The sequence below is a fragment of the Acidovorax sp. FHTAMBA genome (assembly GCF_038958875.1).
In the GTDB taxonomy this organism is placed as follows: Bacteria; Pseudomonadota; Gammaproteobacteria; order Burkholderiales; family Burkholderiaceae_C; genus Acidovorax.
The window spans coordinates 2547238-2567029 of the sequence record NZ_CP152407.1 but is presented as its reverse complement, the minus strand read 5'-3'; the positions used below and the strand labels follow the sequence as shown (position 1 = coordinate 2567029).

General features: G+C 64.4%; 18 protein-coding genes and 1 pseudogene. 10 read left to right on the top strand and 9 right to left on the bottom strand.

The genetic code is table 11. The features are described 5' to 3' along the window. Positions 1 to 53 precede the first annotated feature (53 nt). Positions 54 to 428, top strand: coding sequence for a PilZ domain-containing protein (locus AAFF19_RS12120; RefSeq protein WP_008905846.1), 375 nt, complete (start codon positions 54 to 56; stop codon positions 426 to 428). An 11-nt stretch (positions 429 to 439) separates the two neighbouring features. On the opposite strand, the gene AAFF19_RS12115 is transcribed toward AAFF19_RS12120, so the two are convergent. Next, complete coding sequence (locus AAFF19_RS12115; RefSeq protein ID WP_182119182.1) at positions 440 to 2125, bottom strand: long-chain fatty acid--CoA ligase; 1686 nt, start codon at positions 2123 to 2125, stop codon at positions 440 to 442. Positions 2126 to 2344: 219 nt separating this feature from the next. On the opposite strand from AAFF19_RS12115, the gene AAFF19_RS12110 reads away from it, so the two are divergent. The 6 genes from AAFF19_RS12110 (at position 2345) to mmsB (ending at position 7809) form a co-directional block, all read left to right on the top strand. Beyond that, a complete protein-coding gene (locus AAFF19_RS12110) occupies positions 2345 to 2701 on the top strand; it encodes a hypothetical protein (protein WP_182119183.1) in 357 nt (118 codons plus the stop codon). A gap of 182 nt (positions 2702 to 2883) precedes the next feature. Then, positions 2884 to 4401 carry a CoA-acylating methylmalonate-semialdehyde dehydrogenase gene (locus tag AAFF19_RS12105; protein ID WP_182119184.1) on the top strand — a complete coding sequence of 506 codons (1518 nt, stop codon included), beginning with the start codon at positions 2884 to 2886 and terminating at the stop codon, positions 4399 to 4401. 191 nt (positions 4402 to 4592) lie between these two features. Continuing rightward, a complete protein-coding gene (locus AAFF19_RS12100; protein ID WP_246330842.1) occupies positions 4593 to 5018 on the top strand; it encodes a lysozyme inhibitor LprI family protein in 426 nt (141 codons plus the stop codon). 45 nt (positions 5019 to 5063) lie between these two features. Continuing rightward, a complete protein-coding gene (locus tag AAFF19_RS12095; RefSeq protein WP_182119185.1) occupies positions 5064 to 6230 on the top strand; it encodes an acyl-CoA dehydrogenase family protein in 1167 nt (388 codons plus the stop codon). A 73-nt stretch (positions 6231 to 6303) separates the two neighbouring features. Continuing rightward, the gene (locus AAFF19_RS12090) at positions 6304 to 6756 is read left to right on the top strand and encodes a TfoX/Sxy family protein (RefSeq protein ID WP_182119186.1); all 453 of its coding nucleotides are present in this window, start codon (positions 6304 to 6306) and stop codon (positions 6754 to 6756) included. Between the two features lie 165 nt (positions 6757 to 6921). Next, on the top strand, positions 6922 to 7809 hold the full coding sequence (gene mmsB, locus AAFF19_RS12085; protein ID WP_342720243.1) for a 3-hydroxyisobutyrate dehydrogenase: 888 nt from the start codon (positions 6922 to 6924) through the stop codon (positions 7807 to 7809). An 84-nt stretch (positions 7810 to 7893) separates the two neighbouring features. On the opposite strand, the gene AAFF19_RS12080 is transcribed toward mmsB, so the two are convergent. Beyond that, entirely contained in the window at positions 7894 to 8193 is a 300-nt protein-coding gene (locus tag AAFF19_RS12080) for an addiction module antidote protein (protein ID WP_008905855.1), read from the bottom strand. Next, a complete protein-coding gene (locus AAFF19_RS12075; RefSeq protein ID WP_008905856.1) occupies positions 8193 to 8492 on the bottom strand; it encodes a type II toxin-antitoxin system RelE/ParE family toxin in 300 nt (99 codons plus the stop codon). The genes AAFF19_RS12080 and AAFF19_RS12075 overlap by 1 nt, the downstream gene beginning before the upstream one ends. A 232-nt stretch (positions 8493 to 8724) precedes the next feature. Between AAFF19_RS12075 and AAFF19_RS12070 the strand changes: the two are divergent. Further along, a pseudogene (locus AAFF19_RS12070) lies at positions 8725 to 9135 on the top strand (NAD-binding protein); the annotation flags it as partial. Between the two features lie 183 nt (positions 9136 to 9318). On the opposite strand, the gene AAFF19_RS12065 reads toward AAFF19_RS12070, so the two are convergent. The 4 genes from AAFF19_RS12065 to icd all read right to left on the bottom strand — a co-directional run bounded on the left by AAFF19_RS12065 (position 9319) and on the right by icd (position 15658). Beyond that, positions 9319 to 9798, bottom strand: a complete 480-nt coding sequence (locus tag AAFF19_RS12065; protein ID WP_182119188.1) for a 2'-5' RNA ligase family protein — start codon at positions 9796 to 9798, stop codon at positions 9319 to 9321. A gap of 458 nt (positions 9799 to 10256) precedes the next feature. Then, positions 10257 to 10799, bottom strand: coding sequence for a retropepsin-like aspartic protease (locus AAFF19_RS12060; protein ID WP_246330844.1), 543 nt, complete (start codon positions 10797 to 10799; stop codon positions 10257 to 10259). Positions 10800 to 10940: 141 nt separating this feature from the next. Then, a complete protein-coding gene (locus AAFF19_RS12055) occupies positions 10941 to 14177 on the bottom strand; it encodes an EAL domain-containing protein (RefSeq protein WP_182119189.1) in 3237 nt (1078 codons plus the stop codon). A gap of 221 nt (positions 14178 to 14398) precedes the next feature. Further along, complete coding sequence (gene icd / locus AAFF19_RS12050) at positions 14399 to 15658, bottom strand: NADP-dependent isocitrate dehydrogenase (protein ID WP_008905864.1); 1260 nt, start codon at positions 15656 to 15658, stop codon at positions 14399 to 14401. Positions 15659 to 15986: 328 nt separating this feature from the next. Here icd and AAFF19_RS12045 point away from each other — a divergent pair, with 328 nt between their 5' ends. Then, the gene (locus AAFF19_RS12045) at positions 15987 to 16478 is read left to right on the top strand and encodes a DUF192 domain-containing protein (RefSeq protein WP_182119190.1); all 492 of its coding nucleotides are present in this window, start codon (positions 15987 to 15989) and stop codon (positions 16476 to 16478) included. Between the two features lie 184 nt (positions 16479 to 16662). Here AAFF19_RS12045 and AAFF19_RS12040 read toward each other — a convergent pair whose 3' ends face one another. After that, positions 16663 to 17244: a Fe-Mn family superoxide dismutase gene (locus AAFF19_RS12040; protein ID WP_008905866.1), complete on the bottom strand. Its 582-nt coding sequence runs from the start codon at positions 17242 to 17244 to the stop codon at positions 16663 to 16665. Between the two features lie 192 nt (positions 17245 to 17436). Beyond that, positions 17437 to 18762 (bottom strand): exodeoxyribonuclease VII large subunit, encoded by a 1326-nt coding sequence (gene xseA / locus AAFF19_RS12035; RefSeq protein ID WP_342720241.1) that lies wholly within the window; start codon positions 18760 to 18762, stop codon positions 17437 to 17439. 352 nt (positions 18763 to 19114) lie between these two features. Here xseA and AAFF19_RS12030 point away from each other — a divergent pair, with 352 nt between their 5' ends. Then, positions 19115 to 19762, top strand: coding sequence for a MotA/TolQ/ExbB proton channel family protein (locus tag AAFF19_RS12030; protein WP_008905868.1), 648 nt, complete (start codon positions 19115 to 19117; stop codon positions 19760 to 19762). The last annotated feature ends 30 nt before the right edge of the window (positions 19763 to 19792 follow it).

Here is a 19792-nt window from a genome sequence, read left to right as displayed (position 1 = left end):
GTACGGCCTTGGAGTAGCATGTAACCACACCAAGCCCCGCCCAGGAGACAGCGATGCCCCATGAACGCCGTCACTTCGTTCGCGTCAGTTTCGATGCACCCGCCCTGCTTACCACGTCCAGCAATGCCTTCAGCGTGCATGTGCAGGACCTGTCCCTCAAGGGCGCACTGATCGTTGCGCCCGCGCAAGCGGGTCTGGAGCCGGGCATGCTCTGCCAGATCACCATTCCGCTGGCAGAAACCGGCAATCACATCGCCATGTCCGCCGAAGTGGCGCACGTGGAAGGCCTGCACACCGGCCTGCTGTGCCGGGGCATCGACCTGGACAGCGTCACCCACCTGCGCCGCCTCATCGAGCTGCAACTGGGAGACCCGGCCCTGCTGGAACGGGACCTGGTCGAGCTGACGGGTGCCAGCCCCACCCACTGAGAACCGGCGGGCTACTGCGCTTCCTGCTCCTGCAAGGCCCGCCACATGACCTTGCCGCTCCCGCTCTTGGGCAGTGCGCTGACAAACTGAACGATGCGCGGCACCTTGTACACGGCCATGTTCTCGCGGCACCAGTCGATGATCTGCTGCTCGGTGGTGTCCTGGTGCGTGGCGCGCAACACCACCACCGCTTTCACGGTCTCGCCCCGGTAGCTGTCCTTGGTGGCAATGATGCAGGCCTCCTGGATGGCGGGGTGGCGGAACATCAGAGCCTCCACCTCGGCCGGCCACACCTTGAAGCCACTCGCATTGATCATGCGCTTGAGCCGGTCGGTCAGGAAGAAGTAGCCGTCTTCGTCCATGCGCCCCAGGTCGCCCGAGCGGAAGAACCGCTTGCCCTCAAAGTCAATGAACGCAGCCTCCGTGGCGTCCGGGCGCTTCCAGTAGCCTTCAAACACCTCGGGGCCGTGGATGATTATCTCGCCCTGCTCGCCCACGGGCACCTCCTGCAGGGTGTCCGGGTCGATCACCCGCGCATCGGTGCTCATGAAAGGAATGCCCAGGCACTGCTGCTTGGGGTGGTCTGGCGGGTTGGAGTGCGACGGCGCTGCGGTTTCCGTCAGCCCATAGCCTTCTGCGTAGCGCAGGCCGTACTGCTCCAGCAGTCGCTGGGCCACCGCCTGCGGCATGGCGGCACCGCCACCGCCAATGTAGACCAGGCTCGACAGGTCGTAGCTCGCAAAGTTCGGGCTGCCCAGCAGGTCGATGACCATGGTGGGGATGTTGGTCCAGTTGGTCACCTGGTAGCGCGAGATCAGGCGCCCTGCCAGGTCGCGGTCCCACCGGGGCATGATCACCAGGGTGGCCGCGCTGTAGATGGACGCATGCATCACGCTCACCATGCCGGTAATGTGGAACATGGGCACCACCGCCAGCGTCACGTTGTCCACCGAGCCGTTGCCCCACAGGCTGCTCGCCACCGCGTTGTGCATGATGCTTTTGTGCAGGTGCATGCAGCCCTTGGGCAGGCCGGTGGTACCACTGGTGTAAGGCAGCAGCGCCAGGTCGCTGGGCCCCACCACCAGCTCGGGCGGCGCCTCCGCGCAGTCCACGACATCTGTCCAGGTGTGGACCTGGCCGCCGTCGAGCCCCGGCAGCGGGTGCCGCGTACCCAGCCACTCCGACCAGGCTTCGGGCGGCGCGTCGATACCGGACACACCCGCATCAAACGCATCGGTGAACTGCGTGACCACCAGGTGCGCCAGCCGCTCGGCACCGGGCAGCGCGTTGCTGGCCTTGGCCAGCTCGGGCGCGAGATCACCCGTGGTGAAAGCCACCTTGGTATCGGGGTCGGTGATGTAGTGCTTGAGCTCCTCGGCCCGGTTCATGGGGTTGACGGGCACCACCACCGCGTTGGCCCGCAGGATGGCGAAATGGGCCATCACAAGCTGCGGGCAGTTCTGCATGCACAGCACCACCCGGTCGCCGCGCTGCACGCCCAGTTGTGCCAGCCGTGCGGCCAGGCGCTCGGCCCCCTGCATCAATTGCAGGTAGCTCAGCGTGCGGCCAAAAAAGACCAGCGCCGCCTTGTCCGGATAGCGGCGCGCGCTGATGGCCAGGTTGTCCCACAGCGAGGTGGATGGCAGCGTGATGGCCTTGGGCAGACGGCGGGGCCAGAATTTGTGATGAGGACGCATGGAGCAGGAATTCCTTTGAAGAACGCAGCCTAGTTCGCATGGTGCCCCGGAAGCATTGGGGATGCCACTGATGGTGCGTCGCGCATGTGACGCTGGCGGACAACGCGGTGGATGCCGCTGCACCCGGCGTACCCACCCTGCGCAGCAGTTGGCGCAGCACGGCGTCAGATAACATCTTTTCAAACCACCTGCCCCGTTCCACGCACCACCGGCCACGACATGCTCACCTTCACCTACTACGCACTCATGCTTCTGGTTGGTTACGTCTGGTACCAATACGGGCAAAAGCTGATCCACCAGGGCCCTCGGGGCGAGGACGGCGAATTCACCAAGCCCCCGGTCGGGCCCATCGGCTTTCTGGTAGTCACGGGCCTCGCGTGTTACCTCTCGTATGAAGCCCTGCGTGCCTTGGTTCTTCAGGAGATCCCCTGTATCGGCAAGGGGTGCAAGGGCCAGCTTTACACCTTGGCAGAGCATTCCGGCCAATACTGGGCCAACCTGTTTTTTGTGGTGTGGATGGTGCTCGCCCTGGGGTATGCGGTCTACGTCACGATCAAGATCTGGATGCGCGACTGACGCCGCCCCCTCCCCACTACACAACGCTGGTCCGGCGCCCGCAACCCCACGCGTCAGGCGCAGCGGCTGTGCGAATTTGCAAAATCCAAGTGCGTTTTTGTCTATTGTGCTAATAATTTTGCACATCTAACATGCGGCAGTTCGGTACTTTCTGCCGCGTAATTACTCTCAGGAGACTTTCCATGGACGCATCCACCGCCGTCAAGGCCCCCACCGTCAAGCTGCTGATCGGCGGCAAGTTCGTCGAATCCAAGACCACCGAGTGGCGCGACGTGGTGAACCCCGCCACGCAAGAGGTGCTGGCCCGCGTGCCGTTTGCCACAGCCGAAGAAATCGATGCCGCAGTGGCCTCGGCCAAGGAAGCGTTCAAGACCTGGAAGAAGACGCCCATCGGCACCCGCGCCCGCATCTTTCTCAAATACCAGCAGCTCATCCGCGAAAACATGGGCGAGCTGGCTGCCATTCTGACCGCCGAACAAGGCAAGACATTGCCCGATGCCGAAGGCGATGTGTTCCGCGGCCTCGAAGTAGTGGAGCACGCCGCCAGCATCGGCAACCTGCAACTGGGCGAGCTGGCCAACAACGTGGCCGGTGGCGTGGACACCTACACCCTGCTGCAGCCGCTGGGCGTGTGCGCAGGCATCACGCCGTTCAACTTCCCGGCCATGATCCCGCTGTGGATGTTCCCCATGGCGATTGCCACGGGCAACACCTTTGTGCTCAAGCCGTCCGAGCAAGACCCGATGGTGACGATGCGCCTGGTAGAGCTGGCGCTCGAAGCGGGCATTCCACCCGGCGTGCTCAACGTGATCCACGGCGGCGAAATGGCCGTGAACGCGATCTGCGACCACAAGGACATCAAGGCCGTGTCGTTTGTGGGCTCCACCAAGGTGGGCACCCATGTGTACAACCGCGCCACCCTGGCCGGCAAGCGCGCGCAATGCATGATGGGCGCCAAGAACCACGCCATCATCCTGCCCGACGCGAACAAGGAGCAAACGCTCAACGCGATTGCCGGTGCATCGTTTGGCGCCGCTGGCCAGCGCTGCATGGCCCTGCCGGTGGTGGTGCTGGTGGGCGAGGCGCAAAAGTGGATCCCCGAGCTGGTGGCCAAGGCCAAGACGCTCAAGGTCAACGGCGGCACCGAAAAGGGCACCGATGTGGGCCCGCTGGTGTCCTGCGCGGCCCTCGCCCGTGTGGAAGGCCTGATCGAGCGCGGCATTGCCGACGGCGCCACGCTGGAGCTCGACGGCCGCAAGCCCACCGTGCCCGGCTACGAAAAGGGCAACTTCGTGGGCCCGACGATCTTCTCGAACGTGAAGCCCGGCATGGCCATTTACGACCAGGAAATCTTCGGCCCCGTGCTGGCCCTGGTGCCTGCGGCCGATATTGATGAAGCCATCGAGTTCATTAACGCCAACCCCAACGGCAACGGCACCGCCATCTTCACCCAGTCGGGTGCGGCAGCGCGCAAGTTCCAGGAAGAGATCGACGTGGGCCAGGTCGGCATCAACGTGCCAATCCCCGTGCCAGTGCCCCTGTTCTCGTTCACCGGCTCGCGCGCTTCCAAGCTGGGCGATCTGGGCCCTTACGGCAAGCAGGTCATCATGTTCTACACGCAGACCAAGACGGTAACGGCACGCTGGTTTGATGACAGCACCACGTCGCAGGGTGTGAACACCACGATTAGCTTGAAGTAGTTGTTACCGGGGTTCGATGCGTGCCGCGCTGCCCGCGAAGAAATGAAAACCCGTTCACGCTGAGCCTGTCGAAGCGCCGCGCGGGGCTTCGACAGGCTCAGCCCGAACGGTTGGGGGCAGCGCATCTACCGTTCAGACTGCGCTTGTCGAAGGCCCCGAACAAGGCGCGTTGGCGGTGTTAAAACCAGGCCATGCAACTCAGTGAACCGAAGATGAAAGTGGGCGCCTGGGCCGTGGCCGTTTTGCTGGCATGCGCTGGAACGTTGACCACGCCGCAAGCCCACGCGCAGGCCGGTGCCGCCTGCAAACCCGGCGGCACGGTGGAAGAAACCAACGCCTGCGCGGTGCAGGCCTTTCAGGCGGCAGACACGCAGATCGCCATCCTCTACGGTGACGTGATGCGCGCGCTGTCGGCCCATGAACGGCCCCAGCTACGACAGGAACACACGGCTTGGCAACGCGAGCGCACCACCCGCTGCAAACAAGCCACGCGCAGCAGCGAGTCGCAGCCCCAGTGGCCACGCCTGTACCACGAGTGCCTGACGGCCGAAACCCAGGCGCGCCGCAAGGGCCTGATGCGCTGGCTGACGCTGGACCACCCGTCCGCCAAGCCATGAACACGCCCCACCCCAGAACAACACAAAGCCAAGAGACAGAACACCATGGACTTTGAACTCACCGAAGAACAACGCGCCTTTGCCCAGACGGCCCGCGACTTTGCACAAGCCGAGTTCGCACCCCACGCCGCGCACTGGGACGAGGAAGGCATCTTCCCGAAAGAAGCCATCGCCAAGGCGGGCGAGCTGGGCTTTTGTGGCCTGTACGCGCCCGAAGCCGCCGGTGGCCTCGCCCTGCCCCGGCTGGATGCCACCCTGGTGTTTGAAGAGATGGCGGCCATCGACCCCAGCACCACCGCCTTCATCACCATCCACAACATGGCCACCTGGATGCTGGGCACCTGGGCCACGCCTGCCGTGCGCGACCACTGGGGCCCGCTGCTCACCACGGGCGAAAAGCTCGCGTCCTACTGCCTCACCGAGCCCGGCGCAGGCTCCGACGCCGCCTCGCTCAAGACCCGGGCCGAGCTGGTGGGCAACGAATACGTCATTAACGGCAGCAAGGCCTTCATCAGCGGCGCGGGCAGCACCGATGTGCTGGTGCTCATGGCCCGCACGGGCGATGCGCAGTCTGGCGCCAGCGGCATCAGCGCCTTTGCCGTGCCCGCCAATGCGCCCGGCATCAGCTACGGCAAGAAGGAACAGAAGATGGGCTGGAACAGCCAGCCCACGCGCACCATCAGCTTCGACAACGTGCGCATCCCGGCCGACCACCTGCTGGGCCGCGAGGGCGAAGGCTTCAAGATCGCCATGAAGGGCCTGGACGGCGGCCGCATCAACATCGCCACCTGCTCGGTGGGCGCCGCGCAAGGCGCGCTCAATGCCGCCCAGCAGTACATGCAAGACCGCAAGCAGTTCGGCAAGCCCATTGCCAGCTTCCAGGCCCTGCAGTTCAAGCTGGCCGACATGGCCACCGAGCTCGTGGCCGCGCGCCAGATGGTGCGCCTGGCCGCCAGCAAGCTCGACGCGGGTGCGCGCGATGCATCCACCTACTGCGCCATGGCCAAGCGCTTTGCCACCGACGCAGGCTTTACCGTCATCAACGACGCCCTGCAGTTGCACGGCGGCTACGGCTACATCCGCGAATACCCGCTGGAGCGCCTGCTGCGCGACGCGCGCGTGCACCAGATTCTGGAGGGCACGAATGAAATCATGCGCGTGATCATTGCGCGGCGCATGCTGGACGGGGATGCCACGGAGGTGATCCGATAGTCGCGATTACTCCCAATTTAATAGCTGCTCGCGCTTATCCCACAAGCGCTAGTGGCCAATTTGATTCAAATTCATGCCCGCCCGCCCGCTCTCTGACGAAACGCTGCACCTGATCGACGCCGTCCGCACGGCGCTTGCGCACCGCAGCGACGTGCAAGAGCGCCCGCTGTTCGGCACCCACGCCTTCTTTGTGGACGGCAAGATGTGCATCGCCGTCAAGGGCGACGAGCTGCTGGTGCGCCTGCCGCCCGATCAGCACAGCGCGCTGCAGGAGATGCAGAACACCCGCGAGCTCTCGCCCGGCGGCGGCATGAAAGGCTACTTCTGGGTGGAGCCCAACGGCTATGCCACGCGGGCGCAGTGGAACTACTGGATTCAGGAGGCCCTGGCCTACAACCCGCTCGCCAGGGCCACGCCCCCGCGCAAGGCCAAGGCGCCCCCCGCCCCCCGCAAACTGCCCGCGCCAAAAGCCGTGGGCCCGGGTGCAGCCAGAAAACACAGCATTTTCGAAGCCGACGACGACTGACCCCTTCCCCACCACCGATTGACCTGCACCTACTCACCAGCACCGATGGACCCCCATTTTTCAAGCATTTTTAGCCTCTAGCGCTTGGTGGATAAGCGCAAGCAGCTATCAATTTCATAGTATTTCATTCACCCCCATCACAACGACATCAAGGAGCAACACAGCATGACCAAAATCGCATTCATCGGCCTGGGCAACATGGGCGGCCCCATGGCCCACAACCTGCATAAGGCAGGCCACGAGGTGCGCGCGTTCGACCTCTCGCAACCCGCGCGCGACAAGCTGGCCGCAGACGGCGTGCCCATCGCAAGCGACGCCAAGGCGGCAGTCGCAGGCGCCGAAGTCGTCATCAGCATGCTGCCCGCCAGCCAGCATGTGGAGGGCTTGTTCCTCGGCGCGGGCGAGCTGCTGGCCCAGCTGCCTGCGGGCACGCTGATCATCGACTGCTCTACCATCGCCGCCGCCACCTCCCGCAAGGTGGCCGAGGCCGCCAAGGCCAAGGGCGTGGCCTTTATCGACGCACCCGTCTCCGGCGGCACCGGCGGCGCCATTGCAGGCACCCTCACCTTCATGGTGGGCGGCGACACCGCCGACCTGGAACGCGCCCGCCCCGTGCTCGAAAAAATGGGCGCCAACATCTTCCACGCCGGCAGCGTGGGCGCCGGCCAGACGGCCAAGATCTGCAACAACATGCTGCTGGGCATCCTGATGGCCGGCACCAGCGAAGCCATTGCCCTGGGCGTGGCCAACGGCCTGGACCCGAAGGTGCTCAGCGAAATCATGCGCCGCAGCTCGGGCGGCAACTGGGCGCTGGAGAAGTACAACCCCTACCCCGGCGTGATGGAAACCGCACCCGCCAGCAAGGGCTACGCGGGCGGCTTTGGCACGGATCTGATGCTCAAGGACCTGGGGCTGGCGCAGGAGAACGCGATGGCAGTAAAGGCCGCCACGCCGCTCGGTGGCATGGCGCGCAATCTGTACGCCGCGCACAGCCTGGCGGGGCATGGGGCACTGGATTTTTCCAGCATTATCAAGATGGTGCAGAAGGGGTGATGGGGAGCACCCCACCATAAAGAAACGCCAGCGTCTGCTGGCGTTTTTGCAGCCCTTGTGACCTCTCGATGGAAAGGTTTGGCGTCACACGGGATGCGCTGAGAACCTGACCCCAAGGGCGCGAGCGACCTTGAGAATGGTGTCGAGGCGCGGCTTTGCGCCCGGTGCGAGGGCCTTGTAAAGACTCTCTCGACCTAGACCAGCATCCTTGGCGACTTGCGCCATTCCCTTTGCGCGTGCAACGTCGCTGAGCGCGAGCAGCAGAAGATCTGTGTCTTCGGTGTCCAGAACCGCAGTCATGTACTCGGCAATGGCTTCGTCATCGGTGAGGTAACGAGCCGCATCGAATGGGAGAAGCTTTGCCTTTGTCTTGGAAGTACTCATCACTCAAGCTCCAACTGTTGCAAGAGTTTCTGAGCTCGCTTGATGTCTCTTGCCTGGGTTGATTTGTCACCGCCAGCGAGCATGACGATGAGTACGTTCTGGCGTTTCGTAAAGTACAAGCGATAGCCCGGACCAAATGCGATTCGCATCTCCGATACCTCGTCTCCGACTGGTTTCCAGTCGCCAAGATTTCCTGCTTCGGCCAGACGTAGCCTGGCGACGATGCGCAACTGAGCCTTGAGGTCTTTGAGGCCATCAAGCCAGTCTTGGAATTCCTGCGTTTGACGTACCGTGAACATGCCGAGAATGTATCTATATGGATACGAATGTCAAGCGGCGGTTTGTGACTTCGTGACGCTCGACAGCCAAGGTCAGTCCGCTTGACTGATGGGATGGAATCCCCCCGCTTGTTTGCGCGAAGTTGGCGCAGTGGTCTTCATTGGCGTGGGAATCCAATCTTCAAAAGCAAAGAGTCCGACATGCATGCCACTACCGTGGCCCTCGATTTGGCCAAATCCGCTGTCGAGAACCCACGCAGGCAGCGTGGGCGCAGGCCAGACGGCCAAGATCTGCAACAACATGCTGCTGGGCATCCTGATGGCCGGCACCAGCGAAGCCATTGCCCTGGGCGTGGCCAACGGCCTGGACCCGAAGGTGCTGAGCGAAATCATGCGCCGCAGCTCGGGCGGCAACTGGGCGCTGGAGAAGTACAACCCCTACCCCGGCGTGATGGAAACCGCGCCTGCCAGCAAGGGCTATGCAGGCGGCTTTGGCACGGACCTGATGCTCAAGGACTTAGGCCTGGCGCAGGAGAACGCGATGGCGGTAAAGGCCCCCACGCCGCTCGGTGGCATGGCGCGCAATCTGTACGCCGCGCACAGCCTGGCGGGGCATGGGACGCTGGATTTTTCCAGCATTATCAAGATGGTGCAGAAGGGGTGATGGGGAGCACCCCACCATAAAGAAACGCCAGCGTCTGCTGGCGTTTTCGTTTTGGGGGCTGACGGGTATGGGCAATCAATCTGGCGGCCGAGACGCCGGTGATGGAACGTGACAGCAGACGCTCAACGTTCGACATGAGCGGCAGACACCGGCTTGCCGGTGGCTGTCCGCTCGATGGAGGGGTTAGGCGGCAAGTTCGAACGCCTGCACATGGCTGAGCTTTCCGTCTCTGAGTGCGCCAGTTGCGATCGAAACAATCCGCCCTTGAACATGAACGCCACGACTGTTCAAGTCATCGCACAGCCGCTTGGCCCGCTTGAAGTCCTTCATGCTTGCAACGGTGATGTGCGGGATGTACGGAAACTCAAGCCGATGGAACGGCTCTAGCAGACCCCGATAGAGCTTGTCGTGGAGCATCGATATGTCGGCGCTTCCATCATCTGGAACGAGGAACACATACGCTGTGTCATCACTATCGTCCGCCCCAAGCATTGCGTACTTGCAGTGAAACGAGATCGGCTTCGTGTCCCTTGCAACGGTAGCGATGTGGTCTAGATAGGCAGCTTGCTCGACATCCCGAACGCCGAAAACCAGCGTGAAGTGAGGATCGACTACCGTGTAGTGCGGATCGTGCTCGCGTCGGAACTCCTGAATCCAGTTCATCTGGTTCTCAGGAACTTCGAGATACGCAACGGTGTAGAGGGGGTGCGAGGGCATCTCTGTTGACGCCTAACGTAATTTAAACCGCAAACCCTGCGGGATAAACTGGATCTTGCAGGATATTCTGGACACAAATTCCTCCTGAAAGTGGCTTGCAGCATGGGTTTGCCAGCAGGTGCCTGCTCAAATATCCAGGTATAAAAATTCCGTGAAACCCGGCAAGCCTCAAGGCAACAAACTATAGCGTGCCCCGCAGACCGGATTGGGGCAGCAGACTGCGCGCTGTGGGTGCAGACCGATCCGTCTTGAATCAATGGCTGCATTGGGAACGGGATGCCCACCGTCGGCTCAGGGCCCCAAACTACCCCCTCGCGAGCCGCACATGTCAAAAATATAACAAAAAGTGGCGCTAGCGCTTATCGATCATGCGCCAGCAGCTATCACAAACATAGCAATCCACATCAACTGCCCCGGGGCCGCAGCACCATGCGGTCCCGCCCCATCTCCACATCAAAGTGGCGCAGAAAGTTCTGGCCCAGCAAGGCGTCGTCGTCGCTGCGGCCGGTGTAGCCGGTGCCCACCCGCAGGCCAGACACCGCCAGCGACCGCACGGTGACCGAGTCGGAGGCAATCACCCGCCCTTCGCGCAGGCCGTTGGCGGTCTGGAAGGTGATGGGGTCGCCGCCTTGCAGGCCCGCCTGGCGGGCCAGGGTGTCGGTCACGCCCACCAGGCTGGCGCCCGTGTCCACCAGAAACATCACCGGCACGCCGTTGACGCTGCCCGCCACACGAAAGTGGCCGTCGTGGTGGCGGGGGATCACCACCGCGCCTTCGGCCGTGACGGTGGCGCCCTTGGGCTCAAGGGTGTACTGCATGGCAAAGTACAACACGGCCATCACCACCAGCCAGAACGCGAGGATGCCCAGGGTGCCTACCCGCATGAGGCGGCGCGTGGGTAGGCCGGGATCGGCGGGAGGGATGTGGTGGCGGTGTGGAGTGCCCATGGCAAGCGGGATGGTGTGAAACGGTGCAGAAGTGGCCTGCCCGCACAGCATAGGCGCAGCGCCAAAACCCCTCGCCGTGTGCCCGTATGGGCGTATGGGCGTATTTGCGTAGGTGCCCATGTGTCTGTGACCCTGTGGCGCTCAGGAAGCCGGCGCCCCGCCAGGGCCTTGCAGAAACCGCGCTTCAAATTCGTCTGCCGGCAAGGGTTTGCTCAGCAGGTAGCCCTGGATCTCGTCGCAGCCCAGCAGGGCCAGCATGCGCGAGTGGTCTGCAGTTTCCACGCCTTCGGCCACCACCTTGAGGCCCAGCGAATGCCCCAGGTTGATGATGGTGGACACCAGTGCGCGCCCCTGGGGGCCCGTGTTCATGGCCAGGATGAAGGAGCGGTCGATCTTGAGGGTGTCCACCGGTAGCCGGGCCAGGTAGCTCAGCGATGAAAACCCGGTGCCGAAGTCGTCGATGGCGATGGTGATGCCCATCTGGCGCAGGGCGCACAGGCTGCGGGTGCTGTGGTCTACGTCGCCCATCACCATGCTTTCGGTGATCTCCAGCTCCAGCCCGGCGGCGGCGTGGGCGTCGTGGGCCACGGCGTCGGCCACCTCGGCGATGAAGCCCCGGTGCAGCAGTTGCAGCGATGAGACGTTCACGGCCACGCGCAGGGGCGCAAAGCCAGCCTGGCGCCAGCGCAGGTTGTCGGCAAGCGCCTGCCGCAGGGCCCAGCGGCCCACGTCGTAGATGAGGCCGGTTTCCTCCAGGATGGGGATGAAGAGCGCGGGCGCCACCAGGCCCCGCTCGGGGTCGTGCCACCGGATGAGGGCTTCGGCGCCCGAGAGGGTGCCGGTGGGCAGGTGCAGCTTGGGCTGGTAGTGCAGCACGAACTGGTGCCTCTCCAGGGCGTCGCGCAGGCGGCCTTCCAGGCTCAGCGCCTCGGCCACGCGGGTGTTCATCTCCGATGTGTAGAACAGCAGGGTGTCTGCCGAGGCCTTGGCCTTGTTCACGGCGGCTTCGGCGTTGCGCAGCAGCGCTTCTGCATCGGCCCCATCCATGGGGTACAGCGCCACCCCGGCCTTGGCGGCCATGCGCAGCTCGGTGCCGCCCAGCGCAAAGGGGGCGTCAAAACACGCGCGCAGAAGGTGGTCGACCGCCAGGGCCACCGCGCCCGCGTCGCGTGCTTCGGTCACGGCCACACCAAAGCTGTTGACGCCGATGCGCGCCACGTCCCAGGCATCGCCTGCCGCCTGCTGCAGCCGCTGCGCCACCTGCCGCAGCAGCTCGTCCCCCACCTGGCGGCCCAGGGTGTCGTTGACGATGCGAAACCGGCTGATGTCCAGCAGCGCAATGGCTTGCAAGGCCTTGGCGCCCTCGCGGGTGCGCAGGTGCTGGCCACTGCGCTCCAGAAACAGCGTGTGGTTGGGCAGGCCGGTGATTTCGTCGTAGTACGCGAGGTAGCGCAGCCGTTCTTCCTTACCCAGGTGGTCCAGCGCAAAGCCGATGTCCCCGGCCAGCTCCATCAACAGCCGCATCTCGGCGTCGTCAAAAAAGCCCACCTCGTCGGCAAACAGGGCCATCACGCCCACCACTTCATGCGCCACCAGCAGAGGCAACACGGCCATGGACGCCACGCCCTGCGCGCCCAGGTACTGCGGCAGCAGGATGCGCGCGTCGCGCTGGATGTCGTCGCTCACCACGGGGCGTGCCGTGCGCACCACATCCGCACTCAGGCTCTCGCCCGGGGTGGGCTGGGCATGCAGTTGCAGGTGGTCCTGGATGTGCATGAGAAATTCGGCGCCCGCGCCGTACAGCGCCACCGGCACCACCCGCCCCAGGCCACGGTCCACCCGGCCGATCCATGCCATCCTGAACTGACCATGCTCCACCGCCACCCGGCACGACTCCTTGAAGAGCTCGTCGCGCTGGCGCACGCGCACGATCAGCGTGTTGATGCCGCTGAGCATGGCGTACACGCGGTTGAGCCGCTTGATCTTGCGCTCAGCATCGCGCCTTTCGGTGATGTCTTCGCCCAGGCTGGCCACGCCGGTCACCTGCCCGCCCACGGACCGCAGCACGGTGTTGTTCCAGTGCACCAGGCGCCGCCCGCCCGAGCGGGTGAGGATCTCGTTGTCAAAATGCCAGGCCGAAGGCCTGTCGGCCACGAGATCGGCAAACACGCCGCGCACATGGGCCATTTCGGGCGGCACAAACAGCTCGAACCAGTTGCGCCCGGAGACTTCTTCACGCTGCCAGCCGGTGATCCGCAGCAGGTAGTCGTTGCAGTAGGTGATGCGGCCTTCGCAGTCGAGCATCATGGAGATCATCTCGACCTTGTCGAGCATGTCGTTGAAGCGGCGGTCGCTCTCGTGGAGCTCTTCTTCCGCACGCTTTTCCGTGGTGACGTCCTGGATGGTGTTGAACCAGCGGCCCTGCTCGCCGCGGCCCATGGCTTCCTCCAGCGGCTCCATCACCTGCCGCAGGTGCAGGTACTCGCCGTCCGAGCGCAGGATGCGGTAGGTGAAGTCCATGCGGGCGCCGTGCCAGGCGGCCTGCAGGGCATGCTGGCGAAACCGGGTGCGATCGTCCGGGTGCACCAGCGCCAGCCAGTCGCGTGCCGACTGGGGCATGGCCGCGGGCACCAGCCCCAGCATGCCCGGCAGGGTGTCGAGCCAGCTTTCAAAGCTGCCGTCGTGCCGGCTGATCACGTGCGTGATCTTGGCCAGCGCCTGGGCACGGCGCAGCCGCGCCAGGCTGGCACACTGCGCATCCAGCGTCTGCTGGTGGTCGTGCACCTGGTTCTGCAGCTGCTCGGCCCGCTGCTGGGCCTGCAGGCACAGGTCGGCGTGTTCAAAAAGGCGCCCTGCGTGGGCGCCCAGCAGCGCCACCACTTCTTCGTCTTCGGCGCTGAAAGCCTCCGCCCCGGCCTTGTTGCCCAGGCAGATCCAGCCATGGCCCGTGGCCTGCGAAGCCACCGGCACCACCAGCGCTGAATAAAGCGGCGGGTAGCCGGGGGGCAGGCCCACGTCACACGGATCGCCGCCCGTGCACACCACCCGCTGCGGCTGGCGTTCTGCCCGCACACGCCCCAGCAGGCCGTGGGAAATGTGGGGCGCCATGTGGGGCGCCATGTGGGTCGTTTCAGGCCCGCCCCCGGCGGGAGAGTTCAGCCCGGCCATGCAGGTGATGGCACGCCCGCCGTGAGCGCCCTGCACACACACCACGGCAAATTGCGCCCCTGCCAGCGTCAGTGCGCCGCTGCACACGCGCGACAGCATCGCCTGCGGCTCGCGCTCTGCGGCCACCTGCAGGCTGAGCGCGGCCAGCGCAGCAAAGCGGCGGTTCGTGGCCTCAGGCTCGGCCACACGGCGCAGGGGGGGTTCCGTCATAGGTGCAAGTGCCGCTCCGGGCATTACAAACCCGGGGCATCTGGCAACCCGTGCCATGGCGGCCCGGGGAGCGGCGGGTCCATCTTAGGCGGGAAGGCTGAGGGTTGACAACCGTCAAGTCGCCAGCGCCGGGCGGCAGCAAAAAGCCCCTGCTCCCTCCACAGGAACAGGGGCTTCACACCCGGCCCGGCAGCGCCAGCGCGCCGCGACGCCAGGGGCGCTTACATGTTTTCGATCATGACCTGCCCGAACCCCGAGCAGCTCACCTGGGTCGCGCCATCCATCAGGCGAGCAAAGTCGTAGGTGACCTTCTTGGAGGCAATGGACTTTTCCAGCGAGCTGATGATCAGGTCTGCCGCCGCCGTCCAGCCCATGTGGCGCAGCATCATTTCGGCCGACAGGATCTCGGAGCCGGGGTTCACGTAGTCCTTGCCCGCGTACTTGGGCGCCGTGCCGTGGGTGGCTTCAAAACACGCCACCGAATCGGACATGTTGGCGCCAGGGGCGATACCGATGCCGCCCACCTGCGCGGCCAGAGCGTCGGAGATGTAGTCGCCGTTCAGGTTCAAGGTGGCAACCACCGAGTATTCGGCCGGGCGCAGCAGGATCTGCTGCAGGAAGGCATCGGCGATGCTGTCCTTGATGGTGATGTCCTTGCCCGACTTGGGGCTCTTGAACTTGCACCAGGGGCCGCCGTCGATCAGCTGCGCACCAAACTCCTTCTGGGCCAGCGCGTAGGCCCAGTCGCGAAAACCGCCTTCGGTGTACTTCATGATGTTGCCCTTGTGCACGATGGTCACGCTGGGCTTGTCGTTGTCGATGGCGTACTGGATAGCCTTGCGCACCAGGCGCTCGGTGCCCTCGCGCGACACCGGCTTGACGCCGATGCCCGAGGTATTGGGAAAGCGGATCTTCTTGACGCCCATCTCGTCCTGCAGGAACTTGATGATCTTTTTGGCCTTGTCCGACTCGGCCTCGAATTCGATGCCGGCGTAGATGTCTTCCGAGTTCTCGCGGAAGATCACCATGTTGGTCTTTTCGGGCTCTTTCAGCGGCGATGGCACGCCCTTGAAATACTGCACGGGGCGCAGACAGACGTACAGGTCCAGCTCCTGGCGCAGTGCCACGTTCAGCGAACGGATGCCGCCGCCCACCGGCGTGGTCAGCGGGCCCTTGATGGACACCACGTACTCGCGCAGCACTGCCAAGGTTTCTTCGGGCAGCCACACGTCGGGGCCATACACCTTGGTCGATTTCTCGCCCGCGTACACCTCCATCCAGTGGATCTTCTTGGCGCCGCCATAAGCCTTGGCCACGGCGGCGTCCACCACCTTGATCATCACGGGCGTGATGTCGAGGCCCGTGCCGTCACCCTCGATGAAGGGGATGATGGGCTGGTCGGGCACATTCAGCGACATGTCGGCATTGACCGTGATTTTCTGGCCTTCGGCAGGCACCTTGATGTGCTGGTAGGTGGTCATGGAAGGGGTCTCCTGTGGAAGCCGAAGCACGTCCGGCAGATGGGCTGGAAAGGGATAGGCCGAGCCATTCTAATGACAAAAAATCAGGGGCCCAGGCTGTCCGCCCCCGGCACCGTCGTGGCGCCACCGCGCCACAGCACGCCCCCCACCGTGCGCTGATTGCTGCTGCCCGCGATGAACAACGCCCACGCTTTGCGCGGCCTTGTGCGCCGGTCTGCGCATTGCATCAAAATCGCCGGCTGACAGAGCGTGTGACCGCGCCTTTTTTCTGCCAGCTCGCCACGTTGTGGCAACCTGCCGCCTTGCCCTTTGCCCTGAAAGCCATGCCATGACCGCTTCTTCCCTGCCCTCCGGATCTTCAGCCCGCCGCGCCGTGGCCATTGCCCTGCTGGGCGCAGCACTGGCCGCACAGGCCCCGCTGGCGCTGGCCCAGGAGCAGCCGCAGTTGAACCTGCAGCGCGCGGAGCTGACCATCGGCATGCACCGCATCGACGCCCAGGTGGCTGCCACGCCCCAGGAACGCCAGACGGGGCTGATGCACCGCAAGGAGATGCCTCAGCACGAGGGCATGCTGTTCGTGTTCGAGCAACCCGCGCAGCAGTGCTTCTGGATGAAGAACACGCTGCTGCCGCTCACGGCAGCGTTTGTGGATGACGACGGCACCATCGTGAACCTGGCCGACATGAAGCCGCAGACACTGGATTCGCACTGCTCAACCAAGCCGGTGCGCTATGTGCTGGAGATGAACCAGGGATGGTTTGCGAAGAAGAACATCAAGGCGGGCGCCAAGCTGGGCGGGGCGCTTTTCAGCCGCAAGTGATGCCGGAGCAACACGCCTTTTGGGCGCTGGATCGCTACTATATTTATAGCTACTCGCGCTTACCTATCAAGCGCCAGAGCCTCAAAAACACATAAATTCCATTAAAAAAACGGCCCGAGGGCCGTTTTTTTGTCTGCCCGCCTGACCTGCCGAGACAGGCGCAGGGCGGGCCGCCGTGGGCGTATCAGGCGAAGTTGGCTTCGGCAAACTTCCAGTTCACCAGCTTGTCGAGGAAGGTTTCGACAAACTTCGGGCGCATGTTGCGGTAGTCGATGTAGTACGCGTGTTCCCACACGTCCACCGTCAGCAGGGCCTTGTCGGCGGTGGTCAGGGGCGTGCCGGCGGCGCCGGTGTTGACGATGTCCACGCTGCCGTCGGCCTTCTTCACCAGCCAGGTCCAGCCCGAGCCGAAGTTGCCCACGGCCGACTTCACAAACGCTTCCTTGAAGGCGGCATAGCTGCCCCACTTAGCGTTGATGGCTGCAGCCAGCGCGCCGGAAGGCTCGCCGCCGCCCTGGGGGGCCATGCAGCTCCAGAAGAAGGTGTGGTTCCAGATCTGCGCAGCGTTGTTGTAGATGCCGCCGCTCGACTTCTTGACGATCTCTTCGAGCGTCATCGATTCGAATTCGGTGCCCTTTTGCAGGTTGTTCAGGTTCACCACATAGGCGTTGTGGTGCTTGCCATGATGGTATTCCAGGGTTTCCTGGCTGTAGTGCGGGGCCAGAGCGTCAATGGCGTAGGGCAGCGGGGGAAGGGTGTGTTCCATGGTGGTGTTTCCTTGTGGTTAGAAATTCTGGGATGCCATCTGCAACGCTTGCTTTCCTGAGCAACGCAGTCGGGCACAGAGCGAGGGGGCATTGTAGGAACATCAGATGACATGTGCAGCCCGGGGCCACGCCAAACCGGCGGCCAGGGCCACAAACCGGCCATGTCCTACACGAGCGCCCTCAGCAAGGCTTCACAGCAGCCGCGGCTGGGTGACCGTCACATCGACTGCGCCATCGGCCAAGGTGGCCCGCAGCGCATCGCCAGGACGGGCCTGGCGCACACTGGTCACCGCGTGGCCATCAGCGTCGGTCAACAGCGCATAGCCGCGCTGCAGCACCAGGCGCGGGTCCAGCAGCTCCAGCCGCAAGGCGGCACGGCCGAGCCGGTCGGACTGCTGCGCCACGCTGCGTTGAAGCGCCTGGGGCAAATGGGCCGTCAGCGCTTGCTGTGATTGCGCCAGGCGCTGCAATTTCAGGAGCACGCCGTGGCGCATGCGCTGGGCCAGGCGGGCCAGCTGCATCTGCTCGCGAGCCACCAGGCCCGAGGGCCGGCCCAGCCGCGCCGCGGCCTGGTCCAGCCGCTGGTGCCGGGCATCGAGCTGGCGCTGCACCCCGTCGCTGATGCGCGCGGCCAGCAGGCCCAGGGCGCCCAGCCACACATCGCGCGGCTGGGCCACCAGCTCGGCCGCGGCAGTGGGCGTGGGCGCGCGCAGGTCGGCGCAGAAGTCGGCAATGGTGAAGTCGGTCTCATGCCCCACGCCGCACACCAGGGGCACCGGGCTTTGCACGATGGTGCGGGCGAGCTGCTCGTCGTTGAACGCCCAGAGGTCTTCGATGGAACCACCACCGCGCACCAGCAAAATCACGTCAATCGGCGGATTCTGGCTCAAATCAGCCTCCGGGGCTTGCCCCGCTTGCGCAAGCAGATACAGTTTTGATAGCGCCGCAACCAGCGAGGCCGGCGCCGCAGCGCCCTGCACCTGCGCAGGCGCCAGCACCACCGGGATGTGCGGCACGCGCCGGCGCAGTGCCGTGACCACGTCGTGCAAGGCCGCTGCCCCGGTGGACGTCACCACACCGATGCCCCGCGGCTGCAAGGGCAGCGGGCGCTTGCGGGCGGTGTCAAACAGGCCTTCGGCGTCGAGCTGCGCCTTCAGGCGCAGGAACTGTTCGAACAAAGCGCCCTGCCCCGCGCGCTGCATGCTTTCCACGATGAACTGCAGGTCGCCCCGCGCCTCGTACACCCCGAGGCGCCCCCGCACTTCCACCAATTCGCCATCGCGCGGCGAAAAGTCAAGCAGGCTGGCGGCGCGGCGGAACATGGCGCAGCGCAACTGGCCGGTCGCGTCTTTGACCGAGAAGTAGCAATGTCCGCTGGATGCGCGCGAAAAGCCCGTTATCTCGCCGCGCACCGCGACAGGATTGAACCTTGCCTCCAGCGCATCAGCAATGGCGCGGCATAGCGCGCCAACTTCCCACACACGCGGCGCCACTGCTTGGTTTGGGCGCTCAACCATGAGGCACGGCGCGTGTTTGCGCGGGGCTTGAAGAGCGAGTACTCCACAGCGCCACGGGAGCGGCGGGGTAGCTTGCCGCTGTGGCCCGAGCCGGCCGCACAGCAAGCAGACACGTGCAAGTTGTTGTTTTATAAGGCATTTTTGCTGCGCAATTTTTCATCAATCTGTTGCAACCACGGCGTGGCGCCACTTTGCACGGACCGGAGACCGGGTTTCCCACAAAGTTATCCACAGATTTTGTGGGTGACACCGGCCGGGGAAAAGGGGCGCGGCGAGGTAACTGTTTGTGACGCAGAAGCCGCTGCAAGCTGGGCCATAATCGCCGATTGCTTTCATCTGCCCGGAGAGAGATTTGCTGTCCATCATACAAGCCGCAGGCTGGCCCATTTGGCCCCTGATTGCGTGTTCCGTCCTGGGAATGGCGCTGATTTTCGAACGGTTCGTGGCCCTCAAGACGGCCCGCGTCGCGCCACCAAAATTGCTCGATGAAGCCATCACGGTGTCGTCCAAAGCAGTGCCCACCCCCGACGTGGTGAACCAGCTGGCGCAGAACTCCGCGCTGGGCGAAGTGCTGGCCAGCGGCCTGCGCACCCTCAACAGCAACCCCCAGTGCAGCGAGACCGACCTGCGCGCCGCCATGGAAGGTGCTGGCCGTGCGGTGGCGCACCGGCTGGAGAAATACCTGTCGGCCCTGGCCACCATCGCTTCGGCCGCGCCCCTGCTGGGCCTGCTGGGCACCGTCATCGGCATGATCGAGATTTTTGGCTCGCAGGCCGGTGGCGGCGGCATGGGCCAGGCCATGGGCGGCGGCAACCCCGCGCAGCTGGCGCATGGCATCTCGATTGCGCTGTACAACACCGCGTTCGGCCTGATCGTGGCCATCCCGGCGCTGATCTTCTGGCGCTACTTCCGCGCCCGTGTGGATGCCTACCTGCTCACGCTGGAGCTCGCGTCCGAGCAGTTTGTGCGCCACATCCTGCGCCTGCGCAAGGCCAAATAAAAAGCCCCTTTTGGCCGCCTGCCCGCTTCC

Coding starts and splice junctions, on each gene's coding strand:
- AAFF19_RS12090 (WP_182119186.1), top strand. CDS start 6,304: ATGCCCGCCCGCCCGCTCTCTGACGAAACGCTGCACCTGATCGACGCC.
- AAFF19_RS12080 (WP_008905855.1), bottom strand. CDS start 8,193: ATGAGTACTTCCAAGACAAAGGCAAAGCTTCTCCCATTCGATGCGGCT.
- mmsB (WP_342720243.1), top strand. CDS start 6,922: ATGACCAAAATCGCATTCATCGGCCTGGGCAACATGGGCGGCCCCATG.
- AAFF19_RS12110 (WP_182119183.1), top strand. CDS start 2,345: ATGCTCACCTTCACCTACTACGCACTCATGCTTCTGGTTGGTTACGTC.
- AAFF19_RS12075 (WP_008905856.1), bottom strand. CDS start 8,492: ATGTTCACGGTACGTCAAACGCAGGAATTCCAAGACTGGCTTGATGGC.
- AAFF19_RS12040 (WP_008905866.1), bottom strand. CDS start 17,244: ATGGAACACACCCTTCCCCCGCTGCCCTACGCCATTGACGCTCTGGCC.
- icd (WP_008905864.1), bottom strand. CDS start 15,658: ATGACCACCTACCAGCACATCAAGGTGCCTGCCGAAGGCCAGAAAATC.
- AAFF19_RS12120 (WP_008905846.1), top strand. CDS start 54: ATGCCCCATGAACGCCGTCACTTCGTTCGCGTCAGTTTCGATGCACCC.
- xseA (WP_342720241.1), bottom strand. CDS start 18,762: ATGGTTGAGCGCCCAAACCAAGCAGTGGCGCCGCGTGTGTGGGAAGTT.
- AAFF19_RS12065 (WP_182119188.1), bottom strand. CDS start 9,798: ATGAACTGGATTCAGGAGTTCCGACGCGAGCACGATCCGCACTACACG.
- AAFF19_RS12095 (WP_182119185.1), top strand. CDS start 5,064: ATGGACTTTGAACTCACCGAAGAACAACGCGCCTTTGCCCAGACGGCC.
- AAFF19_RS12105 (WP_182119184.1), top strand. CDS start 2,884: ATGGACGCATCCACCGCCGTCAAGGCCCCCACCGTCAAGCTGCTGATC.
- AAFF19_RS12045 (WP_182119190.1), top strand. CDS start 15,987: ATGACCGCTTCTTCCCTGCCCTCCGGATCTTCAGCCCGCCGCGCCGTG.
- AAFF19_RS12100 (WP_246330842.1), top strand. CDS start 4,593: ATGCAACTCAGTGAACCGAAGATGAAAGTGGGCGCCTGGGCCGTGGCC.
- AAFF19_RS12060 (WP_246330844.1), bottom strand. CDS start 10,799: ATGGGCACTCCACACCGCCACCACATCCCTCCCGCCGATCCCGGCCTA.
- AAFF19_RS12055 (WP_182119189.1), bottom strand. CDS start 14,177: ATGACGGAACCCCCCCTGCGCCGTGTGGCCGAGCCTGAGGCCACGAAC.
- AAFF19_RS12115 (WP_182119182.1), bottom strand. CDS start 2,125: ATGCGTCCTCATCACAAATTCTGGCCCCGCCGTCTGCCCAAGGCCATC.